The 17106-nt window shown below is 30.2% G+C and carries 13 protein-coding genes; 4 read left to right on the top strand and 9 right to left on the bottom strand.

Going from position 1 to position 17106, the window contains the following annotated elements; genetic code table 11:
- Nucleotides 1–2: 2 nt before the first annotated feature.
- From SJY43_RS12770 to SJY43_RS12730, 9 genes are all read right to left on the bottom strand, one after another.
- Nucleotides 3–1136 (bottom strand): NAD-dependent epimerase/dehydratase family protein, encoded by a 1134-nt coding sequence (locus SJY43_RS12770; protein ID WP_396603413.1) that lies wholly within the window; start codon nucleotides 1134–1136, stop codon nucleotides 3–5.
- Nucleotides 1130–1561, bottom strand: coding sequence for a dTDP-4-dehydrorhamnose 3,5-epimerase family protein (locus SJY43_RS12765; protein WP_396601132.1), 432 nt, complete (start codon nucleotides 1559–1561; stop codon nucleotides 1130–1132). The genes SJY43_RS12770 and SJY43_RS12765 overlap by 7 nt, the downstream gene beginning before the upstream one ends.
- On the bottom strand, nucleotides 1554–2564 hold the full coding sequence (locus SJY43_RS12760) for an SDR family NAD(P)-dependent oxidoreductase (RefSeq protein WP_396601131.1): 1011 nt from the start codon (nucleotides 2562–2564) through the stop codon (nucleotides 1554–1556). The genes SJY43_RS12765 and SJY43_RS12760 overlap by 8 nt, the downstream gene beginning before the upstream one ends.
- Complete coding sequence (locus SJY43_RS12755) at nucleotides 2557–3789, bottom strand: lipopolysaccharide biosynthesis protein (RefSeq protein WP_396601130.1); 1233 nt, start codon at nucleotides 3787–3789, stop codon at nucleotides 2557–2559. The genes SJY43_RS12760 and SJY43_RS12755 overlap by 8 nt, the downstream gene beginning before the upstream one ends.
- Entirely contained in the window at nucleotides 3786–4862 is a 1077-nt protein-coding gene (locus SJY43_RS12750; RefSeq protein WP_396601129.1) for a hypothetical protein, read from the bottom strand. The genes SJY43_RS12755 and SJY43_RS12750 overlap by 4 nt, the downstream gene beginning before the upstream one ends.
- A 135-nt stretch (nucleotides 4863–4997) precedes the next feature.
- Entirely contained in the window at nucleotides 4998–6278 is a 1281-nt protein-coding gene (locus SJY43_RS12745; protein ID WP_396601128.1) for a nucleotide sugar dehydrogenase, read from the bottom strand.
- A 7-nt stretch (nucleotides 6279–6285) separates the two neighbouring features.
- Nucleotides 6286–7665: a nucleotide sugar dehydrogenase gene (locus SJY43_RS12740; RefSeq protein WP_396601127.1), complete on the bottom strand. Its 1380-nt coding sequence runs from the start codon at nucleotides 7663–7665 to the stop codon at nucleotides 6286–6288.
- Nucleotides 7666–7671: 6 nt separating this feature from the next.
- Nucleotides 7672–8655 carry an SDR family oxidoreductase gene (locus tag SJY43_RS12735; protein ID WP_396601126.1) on the bottom strand — a complete coding sequence of 328 codons (984 nt, stop codon included), beginning with the start codon at nucleotides 8653–8655 and terminating at the stop codon, nucleotides 7672–7674.
- 159 nt (nucleotides 8656–8814) lie between these two features.
- A complete protein-coding gene (locus SJY43_RS12730) occupies nucleotides 8815–9837 on the bottom strand; it encodes an NAD-dependent epimerase (protein WP_396601125.1) in 1023 nt (340 codons plus the stop codon).
- Nucleotides 9838–10340: 503 nt separating this feature from the next.
- Between SJY43_RS12730 and SJY43_RS12725 the strand changes: the two genes are divergently transcribed.
- From SJY43_RS12725 to SJY43_RS12710, 4 genes are all read left to right on the top strand, one after another.
- Nucleotides 10341–12212: an Ig-like domain-containing protein gene (locus tag SJY43_RS12725; protein ID WP_396601124.1), complete on the top strand. Its 1872-nt coding sequence runs from the start codon at nucleotides 10341–10343 to the stop codon at nucleotides 12210–12212.
- Between the two features lie 224 nt (nucleotides 12213–12436).
- The gene (locus SJY43_RS12720; protein ID WP_396601123.1) at nucleotides 12437–14308 is read left to right on the top strand and encodes an Ig-like domain-containing protein; all 1872 of its coding nucleotides are present in this window, start codon (nucleotides 12437–12439) and stop codon (nucleotides 14306–14308) included.
- Nucleotides 14309–14734: 426 nt separating this feature from the next.
- Nucleotides 14735–16168 (top strand): MBOAT family O-acyltransferase, encoded by a 1434-nt coding sequence (locus tag SJY43_RS12715; RefSeq protein ID WP_396601122.1) that lies wholly within the window; start codon nucleotides 14735–14737, stop codon nucleotides 16166–16168.
- A gap of 2 nt (nucleotides 16169–16170) precedes the next feature.
- Nucleotides 16171–17103 (top strand): hypothetical protein, encoded by a 933-nt coding sequence (locus SJY43_RS12710; RefSeq protein WP_396601121.1) that lies wholly within the window; start codon nucleotides 16171–16173, stop codon nucleotides 17101–17103.
- Nucleotides 17104–17106: the final 3 nt, after the last annotated feature.

The following is a 17106-nucleotide window of genomic DNA, read 5'->3' as shown; positions in this document are numbered from 1 at the left end:
AGTTATACGTTTTCAAAATAAGTATCTGCGTTTTCTGGATTATAAGGCTCATTAATCCAAAATAATGTTATAAGCTCTGTATCTCCAATATTTTTAATATTATGTGTGTGCCAAATAGGCATATCTACATAAGATGGATTTTCTCCATCTAAGTAGTAATCAATCACTTTATTTGTGCCAATTTTCCGTAATTGTATTAAGGCTTTTCCGCCAATTACGGCAAAGCGTTCAGCTTTTCTAGTGTGAAAATGATTTCCTCTTGTAATTCCAGGGACTGTAGTCGAGAAAGAGAATTGACCACTAGTATTAGTTCTTGCTATTTCAACAAAGGCACCTCTATTATCTGTGTGCTTTTGAAATGATACAGGGTAGTGATTATCAGGAACATAGCATCTGTAAGTGTTAAATAATGCTTTTTCAAAAGGATCTTCTAATGAAGGAAATTCGCCATTCATTAAATAGTTATCTCTGTATGATTTTAATAAACTTAAGATTTCTGAAACTTTTTTTGAACTCGTATATGGAACTAAATACTCAAAGGTATAAGGGTTAACTTTATTTGTTTTGGTGTTTTCTCTTATAACTCCAATAAATTCAGAAACTAATTCATTAACGTAAATCAACTTCACTTCGGAGTCATTTATAATATTAGGCTCTTCTCCATGAGTTAGTTTATGACAGAAAGTTGCAATAAATGAATTATAATTAGGTTTTCCAAAAGCTCCAAATACATTAGGTATTGTCAAGGATGTGATTTTTCCTTTTGAAGTTGTGGCCCATTTTTCAAAAAGAGCTTTCCCTTCTTTTTTAGATTTCCCGTATAAATTATCTTGAGATTCTTGCGTAGAAGAAGAGAATATAATATGTGGATTACTATTAGTTTCTTCACAAGCTTTTATTAGCTTAGAAACTAAGCCTACATTAGTATCATAAATTACTTCCGGATTTTCGTCCCGATTCATAGCAGCAAGATGAACAATAACATCGCAACTAGCAACAAATGCTTTTAATGCTTCATTTTCTTCAAAGAAAGCACGTTTAAAATCAATTATTGCAACAGTATCATCTAATGATAATGTATTGTATAAGTGATACCCAACAAATCCTGCTTGACCTGTTATTCCTATTTTTACCATTTCTTTATCCATTTATTAGTTTCAAATCTATAATCATCTTCTTTTGAGTCATTTAGATTAAAATCTGAAAACACCATTAATTTTGAGTTATTCAATTTAGCCTTAAATCCATTGGCATAGCCTCCAGGAATATATAAGATTTGAGACTTTTCTTCATTTAATTCATAAGTATATATTTCTAGATCATCAGAAGGGTTTTCAAAAGAATCTATCTTTACAAGGTTAACTGTAAAAGCGCCTTTAGTACAATAAAACCATTTTGATTCTTCTTTATGTGCTTGCCATGCTCTAATATTGATAATGTCTTTGGGAGCAATTTCATAAAATCTAACGATTGGTTTAAGTGAAAAGTTATTACAGAATGATAATATTCCACGATCATCTGAAAAAGAATCACCCAAAATCAACTCATGCTTTTTATTCATTTAAACGATCTTTAATATAACCAAGATTCAATAAAGTATTCTTTAAATCATCTTTAGTTAATTGTGTTGTATTATGTGAATGATAATCTTCTATAACACTTATATCTTCATCTCCTTCTGAGAAATAGCGACTATAATTCAAATCTCTATTATCTGCAGGGATTCTATAAAAATCTCCCATATCTTCAGCTTTTTGCATTTCTTCTCTTGTGCATAGTGTTTCATATAATTTTTCACCATGTCTAGTTCCAATTATCGTTATTTCATTATTAGCACCAAAAATGTCTTTAATCGAATTAGCTAGGTCTCCAATTGTACTTGCGGGAGCTTTATTTACAAATAAATCTCCTTGATTCCCATTAGTAAAAGCAAAAAGAACGAGATCAACTGCGTCTTCTAAAGACATTAAAAATCTTGTCATACTTGGGTCTGTAATAGTTAAAGGCAAATTTTCTCTAATTTGTTTAACAAAAAGGGGTATTACTGAACCTCTTGAAGCCATAACATTTCCATACCTGGTTAAACATACAGTAGTGTCATTGTTTGCAATATTTCTTGAGGCTGCTATAGCAACTTTTTCCATTAACGCTTTGCTAATCCCCATTGCATTTATGGGATAAGCAGCTTTATCAGTACTTAAGCAAATTATTTTACCTACTTTATTTTTTATAGCGGCATCTATCGTATTTTGAGTACCAAAAACATTTGTTTTTGTCGCTTCTATTGGAAAAAATTCGCATGACGGTACTTGCTTTAATGCTGCTGCATGAAAAACATAATCAACACCGCTCATTGCTCTGTCAATACTATTAAAATCTCGAACGTCCCCGATATAGAATTTTACTTTTTCATTTTTAAGATGATTCCGCATATCATCTTGTTTTTTTTCATCTCTACTAAATATTCTAATTTCTTTAATATTTGTATCTAAGAAACGATTTAAAACAGCATTACCAAACGAACCTGTTCCTCCTGTAATTAATAGTGTTTTTCCTTTAAACATGTTTTATATTTTTTGTGAATTTTGTATAATAATAATACATCATTAATAAATAAACTCCGCTGGCAATTATTTTTGTTATTACAGCGCCAGTAACCCCAAAATAATATACTAATATAGTATATCCTAAAATATTAACCAACCCAACAGCAAATGCTGCATTTCGTAATAATTTCCCTTGTCCATTTGCTCCTAAAAACCGATTAATTAAATCTCCTAATCCATGCAATAAAAAACCAAAAATTAAAATTTTTGCTATTCCTATGACTGGATAAAAATCTTCGGAATAAAATAACATAAAGATTTTTTCAATAAATAGATAAAATACAGCGAGAGCAAAAAAAGTTGCTAGAAGAGAAAAAAACACAACTTTTTTTGGAATATAATCTAGGCTTGCAAACTTTTTAAAAAAAGTAGTTCCTAAAACTGAAGGGACAATTAATAAAGGGCTGCAAACCGTCATTGCTAATGTATAAAATCCAACTTGAGTATTATCAATATAGTATGATAAAGAAAAGCCTACTATATGTGCAGTAGCAACACCAGCCAAGCTCCCATAGTATATGGGTCTTCCATTTGTTTTGTTTTCATGAATAACATCCCTTATAAGTGATTTTTGTATATTAAATGTTGGTTTCAATCGATAAATAATAAAAGCTATATAAACAAACTGAAGCCCATAAAAAAGTAATAAAATATCTTCAAGGTATAATGCATTATTTAAGCTATATATGTATGCAATTGATAAATATGCGAATGCTGGTAAAGCACCAAGAATAGAAAGTGTATATATTTTATTTAATCCCTTTAATATTTCCCTGAGAGCTATACCACCAAGTACAGCAAAAATTAGGAGCGCATATTTTCTAAAAATAGGGCCTAAGTTATTTGAGAAGAGAAGAGGTTCTAAAAAGGAAAAAAGGATTAAAAAAACAACACCAATTAGAGAAGCTACTGCTAGAGTTATAATAAAAACACCTATAAGGTTATGTTTATAGATTTTATTCTTAGCTATAGCTAACATCCTAGTTATAGAAACAAAAACACCAACAGAAACTACGCTAGCTAGAAAGCGAAATACCATCTCTATAAATTTGAAATCGCCAAACGCTTCTTTACCTAATACGCTAGTATTAAAAATACTTATAGCAAAACCTAGTGCAATTCCAATGAATGAAGACCCGTATAATGCAATCATTTTTTTAATAGAATCTCTATCTATACTCATGTCTTACTAAATTTATATAAAAGTCTACTTTGAATTATGCATATTATAAAAAAGAAATAATCAATCATCATGATTGTATATATAGCTAATCCACCACATGCAAGACACCAAATAATTAGTATTAATGCTTCAACCTTTGTTTCATAATCTTGATTTTTTTTAAAAAATAATTTTATCGGTATAACTGCAGTTAAATAAAAGTATGCCATTGCTGGTATGAAGCCCGCCCACCAGATTAATAAGAGCCATTGATTATCTAGAAAAGGGTAGTACCTACCATTAAAAAAATATGAAGCATAATAACCTTTTCCAACAATTACCTCAAAGAAATTTAGTTGACTTATAAATACATCTAATTGACCAGATCTAGTATCATTCGTTCCTCGTTGCATTAATAAATCGAGTGAGCTACTTAAAGAAGGTGTACTAATTAATATGAAAACAAATAGTACAGCAGCTATTAGAATACCAACTGTATAATATGTTTTTTTCTTCGTATAAAAAAAATCAAAAGCTATAACCAAAGTATATATTAAAAGAAATGATCTAGTTTGTATGATTAAAGCTAAAAACACACCTATAAAAAGAGCGTAAAACCTAAAAAAAATTAGTTTAGGATTGTTTTTTGTAATCAAGAATATATATGGCGTAATCCACATCATATTCACAGCGTATACACGGTACTTTGAAAGCGCCTGCCCTCTGTAAGCTCCAGATCCAAAGTCGACTAAATTAAATAAAGCGAGAGCTGAAATTACTAATACAGATATTATTATAAATTTTTTGAAAAACTCGTATCTTTTATCGTTATAGGATATGAATATTAAACCAAAGCAAATCCAAGTACCTATACCTCTTTTATCCATTAAGGCTGTTAAATCACCTATGCCTGGACCTGTTAATAAAAAATTTAATGTTATGCATAAAAACAATGTTAAGTAAACGATAAATATTTTGGGTTTATATTCTTTTTTCGAAACAAATAAATTTAAAATTACTGTTAAGAATATTAAGAAAACAGAGAATTCTCTAATAAATTTTTCTGGCCCTAAAGATAAAATCCCAAATGTCATCTGTCTATATAGACGTTCTTGAGCAAAATAAACAAATATCAAACTTAATCCCAACCCTATATAGAGCAGATATGAAATTAACTTATTTAAGTAAGCGGAATTAAGCACAATTTTTTTGTATATTAAAATAGAGTTTTATAATCTAGCATCCGCATTATCTTTTAATGCGCCTTTTACATCATATATAACCCCGTTGGTTTTTAATGAATCTTTTAAATCTTTTTGTAAAAATTCTTTATGAGAAACAGCTAAAATTATAGTATCAAATTTTTCTTTTGGTAATTTTTTTACGGTTTTAATATTATATTCATGATATACTTCCTCTGGGTTAGCTAAAGGATCATAGGTAATTATATCAACGCCATAACTTTTTAGTTCATTAATTACATCAATAACTTTAGTATTTCTAACGTCAGGACAATTCTCTTTAAATGTAATACCTAATACCAAAAGTTTAGCACCTTTAATATGAATTTCATTTTTCAGCATCAGTTTTATTACTTCTGAGGCAATATATTGACCCATACCATCATTAACTCTGCGTCCTGCCAATATTATTTCTGGGTGATAACCAACTTCCTGAGCTTTTTGAGCTAAATAATATGGATCGACACCAATACAGTGTCCTCCAACTAGTCCAGGTTTAAATGGTAAAAAATTCCATTTTGTTCCTGCTGCTTCTAAAACGGAATGGGTATCTATATCCATTAAGTTAAAAATTTTAGCAAGTTCATTAACAAATGCTATGTTAATATCACGTTGCGAATTTTCAATGACTTTTGCTGCCTCAGCAACTTTAATAGTAGGGGCTAGGTGAGTACCAGCAGTAATAACACTAGCATACAAATCGTTTACTTTTATTCCAATTTCTGGAGTAGATCCTGCAGTAACTTTTAATATTTTATCTACAGTATGCTCTTTATCTCCTGGATTAATGCGCTCAGGTGAATATCCGGCATAAAAATCTATATTAAATTTTAAACCACTTGTTTTTTCTAAAACAGGAATACATTCATCTTCTGTTACTCCTGGATAAACAGTAGATTCATATATAACTATGTCGCCATGTTTTAAAACTTTACCTACAGTTTCACTAGATTTATATAGTGGGGTTAAATCTGGTCTATTGTTTTTATCAATTGGAGTAGGTACAGTAACTATATAATAATTACAATCTTTAATATCATCAAGATTTGATGAGCAAAAAAGTCCTGTTCCATCACTTTCTTTTTGTTTTAAAACAGATTTTAAAACATCAGATTCTACTTCAAGTGTAGCATCATTCCCATTTAATAATTCATTAATTCTATTTTGATTAATATCAAAACCAACAACATCATATTTTGTTGCAAAAAGTCTAGCTAACGGCAAGCCAACATAGCCCAATCCAATAATAGCAATTTTATCTTTATTCATAATTATTTTATTTACCTATAGAAGAGTATTCAAATCCTATTTCCTCCATTTCAGATTTATCTAAAATATTTCTACCATCAAATATAAATGCAGGCTTTTTCATTTCTGAGTATATTTTTTTCCAATCGTAAGTTTTAAATTCATCCCACTCCGTCATAATAGCGACTGCATGAGCATCTTTTAAAGCTTCATAAGGATTTTCTGTAGCTTGAACTAAATTTCTGTTTTCTTCTTCAGATCTTGTATTTAAATAGTTTAAATCTGATTGCATTTTTTCATTAGAAACTTTCGGATCAAAAACAGAAATATTTGCTTGTTCATTTAATAAATGATCGGCCACATATATAGCAGCAGATTCTCTAGTGTCATTAGTGTCTTTTTTGAAAGCCCATCCCAGAAAACCAATTTTTTTCCCAGAAACAGTATTGTAAAGTGTGCTTATTAAGTTATCTGCAAAACGTCTTTTTTGGTGATCGTTAAGAATAATAACTTGTTCCCAGTAATTGGCAACAGCTTGAAGATTAAAGCTTCTTGCTATATAAACAAGGTTTAATATATCTTTTTGAAAACAAGAACCACCAAAACCAACTGATGATTTAAGGAATTTCGGGCCAATTCTTGAGTCCATACCAATAGCTTTTGCAACCTCATCTACATTAGCTTCTGTTTTTTCACATAATTCAGAAATTGCATTTATAGATGAAATACGTTGCGCTAAAAATGCATTAGCAGTAAGTTTTGATAACTCAGAAGACCATACGTTAGTTCTTAAAATTTGCTCTTGAGGTACCCAACTTCCATAAACGGTAGCTAAACTTTCTATGGCATCTTCAGATTCCCCACCAATTAACACACGATCAGGGTTTAACAAATCTTGAATTGCAGTACCTTCTGCTAAAAACTCAGGATTAGATAAAATATCAAATTTTACGTCGTTTCCAGTATTATCTAAGATACTCTTTATTGCTTGTGCTGTTCTAACTGGTAAAGTAGATTTTTCTACTACAATTTTATCTGTTTTTGAAACTTCAGCGATATTTCTTGCACAAAGTTCTACATATTTTAAATCTGCAGCCATGCCTTTGCCTTTACCGTATGTTTTGGTAGGTGTGTTTACAGATATAAAAATCATTTCAGATTCATCTATTGTTTTATCGATTTCTGTAGAAAAAAACAGGTTTTTACCTCTAGTTTCTTTAACAATTTCAGCTAAACCAGGTTCGTAAATTGGTAGTTTAGAAACATCAGGATTGTTCCAAGCATCAATTCTGGCTTGATTAATATCCACTATAGTAACTCTAATACTCGGATTTTTTTTAGCAATGACGGCCATCGTAGGTCCACCTACATACCCTGCACCAATGCAGCAAATTTTCGTGATATTCATCTCTTATTATAAATGTTTCCAATACCAGTTAACAGCTTCTTTAATACCATCATTGATATTGAATTTTGGATTGTAGTTTAATAATTTTTTTGCTTTTTCAACAGATGCTAATGAATGAGGAATATCACCAACTCTATTTTCACGATGTTTTATAACAACATTTTTAATAGAATCATCAAATTGAGAAAGATGTTTTTTTAATAAAGAGGTCAATTCTAATAATGTTGTTCTATCTCCATAAGCAACATTATATACTGTGTTTAATGCATTTTTGTTATCAGTTGTAATAGCTAATAGGTTCATTTGAATAACATTATCTATATATGTAAAATCTCTTGAGTAACTACCATCACCATTAATCATGGGAGATTCGTGATTTATAAACTGCTTTACAAAAAGTGGAATTACAGCAGCGTAAGCTCCATTTGGATCTTGCCTTCTTCCAAAAACATTGAAATATCGTAAACCTATAGTGTCCAATCCATATGCTTTTTGAAATATATCTGCATATAATTCATTAACATATTTTGTTATGGCATATGGTGATAATGGTTTCCCGATAACATGTTCTACCTTTGGTAGTGCTTCATGATCTCCATAAGTTGAAGAACTAGCAGCATAAACAAAACGTTTTACTTTTGCGTCACGTGCTGCTACGAGCATATTTAAAAACCCTGATACATTAACATCATTGGATGTTATTGGGTCATTAATAGACCTAGGTACAGACCCTAAAGCGGCTTCATGCAAAATGTAATCAACCCCCTTACAAGCTTCATGACAGTCTTGAAGATTTCGTATGTCACCTTCAATAAGTTTAAAATTATCGTTGCTTAAAAATGGTTCAATATTTTCGCGTTTACCTGTAGAGAAGTTGTCTAAGCAAACAGTTTTAATGTTATTAGAAAGAAGTGTCTCGCATAGGTTAGAGCCTATAAAACCAGCACCACCTGTAACTAATACAGTTTTATTTTGTAGATTTTTTATCATTTAATTTGGGTTTGTTGTTAATAGCTTCGGCAAATATGTAAAAAAATATTTAAACTTAGGCTCTTTTTATACTAAGTTGACGTTTTCTACGATTAAATTCATAGTGTAGATTTTTAAATGAGTTTAATCGATAAAAAAATGATATTCAACAGGAGGTAATTATTTGTAGTAGCTCTTATACCAATCAACAAATGATTTTACCCCATGACTAATTGAGGTGTTTGGTTTGTAATCGTAGTCATTTATTAAATCGTCTACGTTTGCCCAGGTACGTTCAACATCGCCAGGTTGAATTGGAAGCATGTCTTTTCTAGCCTCGGTTTCTAGGTTTATTTCAATCTCTTTTATAAAATCTAATAACTTTACAGAGTTATTATTACCTATATTGTAGATTTTATATAAGTCTTTCTTTTGAATTCTTTCCTTGTTTGGGTGTTCTAAAATTCTAACAACACCTTCTACAATATCATCAATAAATGTAAAATCACGTTCCATTTTACCGTAATTAAAAACTTTAATAGGCTTATTATTAACTATGGCATCGGTAAATAAAAACATAGCCATATCCGGACGACCCCAAGGGCCATAGACAGTAAAAAAGCGTAGCCCTGTTGTAGGTATTTTGAATAAGTGACTGTATGTATGCGCCATTAATTCATTACTTTTCTTTGTGGCTGCATATAAACTAATAGGGTGGTCCACATTATCGTCCGTTGAAAATGGGGTTTTTTTATTTAAACCATAAACACTTGAGCTACTAGCATAAACTAAGTGTTTTATTTTAAAATTTCTGCAACATTCTAATATATTTAAGAACCCAACTAAGTTAGAATCAACATAAGATTCAGGGTTTTCTAAACTGTATCGCACACCAGCTTGTGCAGCTAAATTACACACAATATCAAATTTTTCTTTCTCAAAAAGTTTAGGTAATTCTTCTCGGTTTTCTAAATTCATTCTAATAAAAGAAAAAGCTGTGTTATTTCTGCTTTTAGTTAAATTATTAAATAAAGAAGCTTCATCTTTATCTATATTTAATTCTTTTAACCGATCATATTTAAGATTTATATCATAATAATCGTTAATATTATCTAAGCCGACTACTATATGCCCATGGTTTAGTAATACTTTTGAAGTATAGAACCCAATAAATCCAGCAGCTCCTGTTACTAGTATTTTCATTTTTTTTGATTTGAGGAAGTTAATTAAAATTATTAATTACAAATATGTGAAAAAGAAATCAATGTAAAAGTAAATTGAGATGAAAAGAATAATTACTCGATAAAACCTCGATTAATGTTTTATTAAATTAAATTAGGTGTGATTTCTTATTTAATATATGGTGATATGAGTATATGCTGATTAAATTATTGTTCAAATAAGCTATAAACATGCGGAAAATCTTTAAAAAAATTATTACATGTTATTAACAAATATTGCATGTTATCCGATTAAGGGCGTATTTTCGCGACAAAAACTATTTATTTTAAATAATTTAAAGTCTATTTCATTAGATAATACGTATATCATTTAAATCAAATTATCGATGAAATACCAATTGAATAGATGAAATGCGTCTTTGTATTAATTACCTACAAATTTAATATTTTTTTACGACGAAATACGTATAATAACGTTATAAAGCACGTATATTTGTTTGCCCCTAAAATCTAATTTACATTTTTATGAAATACCTACTTAAAAACACAAAATTATTGACTTTTATTTTATTTTTTTTACTCTTATTACCATCATGTAACAATGAAGAAATATTTGTTGTAGAGGAATCAGCTATAGTAGCAGAAGAAACAGAACCATCAGAAGAAGAAGAAGAAGAAGAAGAAGACCCAAATACTGAAGATACAGTTCCTGCTATAGATGTAGTTGATGATACTGTTATAACTATAGAAAATACAGCTGTGAGTATTAAAGCTTATTTAAATGATGTGAATTTGCCTGAAAGCATTACATTATCTAATACTAGTCCTTCTAATGGCGTGTTAACTATTGATGATAATGAAACACCAGATAATCTTACAGATGATATTGTAGTTTATACACCAAATGCTGGTTTTTCAGGAATTGATTTTTTTGAATATACAATTTGTGATGCTGTGAATTTAGATAATTGTGATACTGCAACAGTAACTATTACTATTGAGCCTCAAGAAGATGACATGGCAATAGAATTAAAAGCATTTCCGGCTGCTTATGGTGCAGCAGCAGATATAACTGGAGGTCGTGGTGGTTCAGTTTACCATGTAACTAATTTAAATAATAGTGGATCAGGGTCTTTCAGAGATGCTATAAGTGAATCAAATAGAATTATTGTTTTTGATGTTTCAGGTACTATTAATTTAACTAGTAGTTTAAGTATTAATGCTGATAACCTAACTATTGCTGGGCAAACTGCTCCTGAGGGAGGTATCGCAATAACTGGGCAATCAATATATTTTTCAAGCGCCAATAATGTTATAACAAGATATTTACGATTTAGACCAGCTTACCGACCTGGAGGCTCTGCAGCTACCGTTGGTGATGCAGTAAATGTAAATAATTGTAATAACTCTATTATAGATCACTGTTCTATATCCTGGGGTGGTGATGAAGCTTTAAGTGTCACAGGGAATTCTGATACATGGACGCTTTCAAATAACTTATTAGCAGAGAGTAAAACGGGAACATTAATTGGTAATTTAAGTGGTGCGTTCACAGATAAAGTTAGTTTATTAGGTAATTTATGGTATAATATAAGTCATAGATTTCCTAATATTGTTGTGCCAAGAGTTGATGTAATAAATAATATGGTGCATAATTGGAATACGAGATTGATTGTTGCGGGTCATTTAAATGATTTAATGCAAATCAATCAAATTAATAATTACTATCAGAGGGGTGCTAGGAGCACAAATGTATTAAATACTCCTTATGTTAACTGGGTAGACATAAGAAGTAGTAATCCCCTTGATGATATAAGAATACATACTTCAGGAAATGTTATTGATGGTGTGATGTCAGCGAATGACGATAATTGGGCATCAAAGTTTTGGAAATTTCGATTTGACATTACTTCTGGAACCTATGCGGGTTCAAAACAATGGGATACAGCTCATGTAGATTTTAAATCAGAAGAAGCTTTTCCTTTCTTAGGTAAGATGTCTACAGTTATGACAGCAGAAGAAGTCCGTGCTAACCTTCCAGATAATGTTGGGGCTTGCAGAACTTTAGATGGCTTGGGTAATGTGTTAATTAGCAGAGATGCAGTAGATGAACATTATTTGGGTTATGTTAAAACAAATACTTACCAATCTTATTCCTATGCAAGTGATATGGAAGATGGTGAAATTAGAAACAAATCTCATTATATAGCTTATCAAAATGCCGTAAGCTCAACGCCTATAAAGATAAGACCAGCAGGATATGATACTGATAATGATGGAATGCCTGATGTATGGGAAATAGCAACCTTTGGGGTTTTAACCAAAACTTCCTCAGGTGATGAAGATAATGATGGTTACACAAATATAGAGGAATTTTTAAACCAAGTTGACAAATAACGAATTGTACTTGTAACGTGTAAATAAAAGTCTAATATACAGGTTTAAAAAAACTTTAAAAGTGCTAAAGTCATAATCAAAACTATTAATTATTATTATATATACGAAATCGAATATAAGGAATTACTAATTTTTTAACAAAACAAAAACGTCTTGGATGAAATACATTTAAAGTCGTTTTAAAATGTGGGTTTTGCTAATTCCAAAAATTAAAAATTTAAGAAATGAAATACCTACTTGAAACCCCCAAATTATTGATAATTATTTTTTTGTTTATTCTAGTATTGCCTTCATGTAATAATGAAGAATTATTTGTTGTTGAAGAATCGGTAATAAAAGAAGAGGATGTGTTAACTGATGAAGAAGATGAGCCAACGAATGAAGATGAAGTAATTTTAGTTGATGTTATAGATGATACGTTTGATACTATTGAGAATGTGCCAGTCGAATTAGTTCTATTTGAAAATGATATTTCTTTACCTGAAGCAGGTTCTTTAAGCTATACTAATCCTGAAAATGGTGTTTTAACAGTTAATGATAATAACACCGTAGATAATAATAACGATGATGTTATAGCGTATACTCCAAAAGAGGGTTTTTTTGGGACTGATTCATTTGAATATACTTTATGTGATTCATTAAACCCTGACAATTGTGATACGGCATTAGTAGTAATTAATATAAAGGAAAATGATGTAGATTTTGATGATGAATTTTCAACAGAGTTAAAAGCATTTCCATCTGCTTATGGAGCAGGTTCTAATATTACAGGAGGTAGAGGTGGCGCTGTTTATTATGTAACCACTAGGGAGGATACTGCTACTGAGGGGTCTTTTAGATGGGCTATAACAAGACAAGGCCCAAGAACTGTGGTGTTTAAAGTTGGAGGTGAATTTGAACTTACTCTGGGAAGATTGAAATTAACAGGGGGACTGCATGATAATTTAACCATAGCAGGTCAGACAGCTCCTGGAGATGGTGTCACTATTACTGGAAATTATTTAGCAATGCAAAATGTAGATAACATTATTATGCGGTATGTTAGATTTAGAGGATTAAAAAACGCGACCTTGGGGAATTCAGACATTATTACCGGTACGGGTTGTACTAATATTATAATTGATCATTGTAGTGGTTCGTGGGGAGAGGATGAAATATGGAGTTTCACAACTAATGACCCTGCTAAGTTTGTTACTAACATTTCTATTCAAAGAAGTGTGTTGGCTGAATGTGACCCAAGTCATAATACAGCAACTATAATGGGTAATTCCAGAACTGATGACTCGCTAAATGAGACCGGTGAATTTTCTTGGAATAATAATTATGTTTATAATATTAGTCATAGGTTTCCCAATGTTGCTGGTCATGGTAAGTTTGAAATAAAAAACAATGTTATTTATAATTGGAAATATAGACTAACAAGTGCTTATTACAGAGCAGAAGTAAATCAGCAAAATAATTTTTATAAAGCTGGGCCAGTTACAATAGCTCAAGGTTATAGTGAAAATGGTGATGGTTTAATCGAAACGTTAAATAGGGTTGGTAATTATGGAAGTCCTCCAAAGATTTTTGCAAAAGGTAACCTTGTTTATCCTGATTTAATTACAGACCCAAATGCAGACAATACTATTATGTGGCGTTGGTTCTCAAATTCAGAAGGCAAATCTAGAGGTGATAGAGTGCCAGATTCCTTATTTTTAAGTTCAGAGCCTCAAGCATTAGGTTTTGAATTACCTCTTTTACCAGCAATAGATAGTTATATGGGTGTATTAAATGATGTTGGTGCAAATAAAAGTTTAAATGAAGACGGTAGTTATACTATTAATTTGGATAAAGAAGATGAAAGCTTTATTGAGGCTGCTTTAAATGATAATGGGGCTACTTCTTATAGAGAAATGAGTGAATGGATTTTAACTCCGCTTGTTGACCCCAATAATGATACATCTTATTTAGATACTGATAAAGATGGTTTACCAGATATTTGGGAAAATATGCGTGATTATTTGGATGCTAATGATGCATCAGATGGTAAATTAGATGAGGATGGTGATGGTTATACAAATCTAGAAGAGTTTTTGAATCGAGTAGATATATAAAAAAGTGCTAAATTAAATTAGAATTAATTTTATAATAATTTTATAAATATAAAAATCCTCTCTATTCTCGAGAATAGAGAGGATTTTTATTGGTTGTTTAGCTAATTAATTGAAATTAAGTATAGTTACTTTTTGTTAAAATGTAACATTTGTTAATATTTGTTTAATGATTGTTTATTTGGTTTAATCATTTTGTTTATTAAATATTATTTGCTCATTTATTTTTTTTGTAAAAGGTAGTCTATCAAAATTTCGCCAATTTTTTGATAAAAGTCTTGCACTAAAAATATATTATTTTATGCAGGTTATAGTGTAAATTTGTTATTTGGAGATTTTTTTTGATATTTTATATTTGTTAAAAGATATTTGCCACTTATTTAAATATAGCAGGATTTTTTTTAATTAATATGTTACAAGTCCCCAGATATGTATTTTAATTCATTTGAGTTTTTTATTTTCTTACCTATAGTCTTTATTGTATATTGGTTTGTAACTAAAAGAAATTTAAACTATCAAAATCTTTTGATAGTAGCTGCTAGCTATTTGTTTTATGGCTGGTGGGATTGGCGATTTTTATCGCTTATAGTGTTTAGCTCTTTTCTAGATTATAATATAGGTTTATTATTAAAAAAGGAGAAAAAGATATCAAAACGTAAATTGTTATTGTGGACTAGTATATGTGTTAATATAGGATTTCTAGGGTTCTTTAAGTATTGTAATTTTTTTATTGATAGTTTTATTGATTCCTTTGCTTTCTTCGGAAAAAAATTACAGGTAAACACATTAAACATAGTTTTGCCTGTTGGAATTAGTTTTTATACATTTCAAACTTTGAGTTATACGATAGATGTTTACTATAAGAGATTAGAGCCTACTAAAAATATAATTTCCTTTTTTGCCTTTGTAAGCTTTTTTCCGCAGTTAGTTGCAGGACCTATAGAAAGAGCTACGAATTTACTTCCACAGTTTTATAAAAAACGAAAATTTAATTATGCTAATGCTGTTGATGGTCTTAGGCAAGCACTTTGGGGCTTATTTAAAAAAGTAGTTATTGCCGATAATTGCGCAAAGTATGCCAATATTATTTTTAATAATTCAAATGATTATTCAGGAAGCACATTGTTTTTAGGTGCTTTTTTCTTTGCCTTTCAAATTTATGGGGATTTTTCAGGATACTCCGATATTGCCATAGGGATATCTAGATTATTTGGTTTTGATCTTAAAAGAAATTTTGCGTTCCCCTATTTTTCTAGAGATATCGCAGAGTTTTGGAGGCGTTGGCATATTTCTTTGTCAACTTGGTTTAGGGATTATTTATATATTCCATTAGGTGGTAGTCGTGGCGGAACGTCGATGAAAATTAGGAACACATTTATTATCTTTATTGTTAGCGGGTTTTGGCATGGTGCCAATTGGACATTTGTCATTTGGGGTTTTTTAAATGCTCTTTATTTTTTACCGTTAATGTTAACTAATAAAAATAGAGTTAATACTAATATAGTTGCCCAAGGTAAATATCTGCCAAATTTGAGAGAAATATCGCAAATGGCCTTAACTTTTCTAATCACAATAATTGCTTGGGTGTTTTTTAGAGCGAATACAGTTGAACATGCTTTTACTTTTTTAAGAGATATGTTTTCTTGGTCTTTATTTTCTGTTCCTGTCATATTCCCAAATTTTATTATGTATTTGGTATTTGGGTTTATAATAGTTGAATGGATTGGAAGACATGGCGAATATGCTTTAGAAAGTATTGATAATATAAAAAAGCCATTAAGATGGTCTCTATACTTACTATTAATTGTACTTATGTTTCGTTTTGCCGGTGAAGAACAAGCATTTATTTATTTTCAATTTTAGGTATGAAAAAATTCATAAAAAACTTAATTATATTCTTTCTTTTTGCGTTATTGGTTGGAGAGTTAATTGTCCGGCTTACGCATGCAACTACTGATTTGCCAAAACGTGAAATTGATGAATATAACATTCAAAAGTATTACCCAAATCAATCTGGATACTGGGTAGGAGGTAAGCATAAATGGGTTGTTAATAAATTTGGTTGGCCAGGTGAATTACCCAAGTCTTACGATAATTTAATAACTATTATTGGAGATTCGTATATCGAAAATTTTATGAACCCAAGTGAGTGTCATCAATCTGTTTTATTAAAAAAGCGTTTAGACAAATTCAATTTTATTGAAGCCGCTAGATCTGGCGTATCTTTTATTGAAGCTATGGAAATATCTAAACAGTTAGATTCATTAAGCCCTATATATAATCTTGTATATGTAAACAGTAAAGATTTTTATGAAAGCGTTGCTAATATTCAGCCAGCAGTAGATATAATGCAATTAGATATAGAAAAAAAAGAAATAATATATGGACAAATGAAGTCTCCGGGCTTAAAAAAAGTATTATATAATTGGAAACTTTTGTATTATTTTTATAATAAATTCCCTCTTAATTTATCAAAAATTGTTGATAGACCAGAAAAAACAGTCCATGAAGAAGCCATAGATGATTTTAAATATAAAAATGAAATACAAAGTCTTTTAGATTACACTAAACTGAATTATAATATTAAGAATAAGATATTAGTTTTTCATCCCAATTCTGAACTAGAGATCATTGAAATATGCAAAAACTCAGGCTTTAAAGTTATTGTTTTAAATTCTGATAATGATGAGAGTTGGACTTTTGAACATGATAATCATTGGACTTGCTATGGGCATGAGCGTGTAGCATACGAAATTGTTGATTATTTTTTAAATTTTCATTTATTGAAACTTGATTGAATA

It is taken from the genome of Algibacter sp. R77976 (assembly GCF_044594645.1).
Taxonomy (GTDB): Bacteria; Bacteroidota; Bacteroidia; order Flavobacteriales; family Flavobacteriaceae; genus Algibacter_B.
The sequence above is the reverse complement of the archived record's forward strand: the minus strand, read 5'-3'. Positions and strand labels throughout refer to the sequence as shown.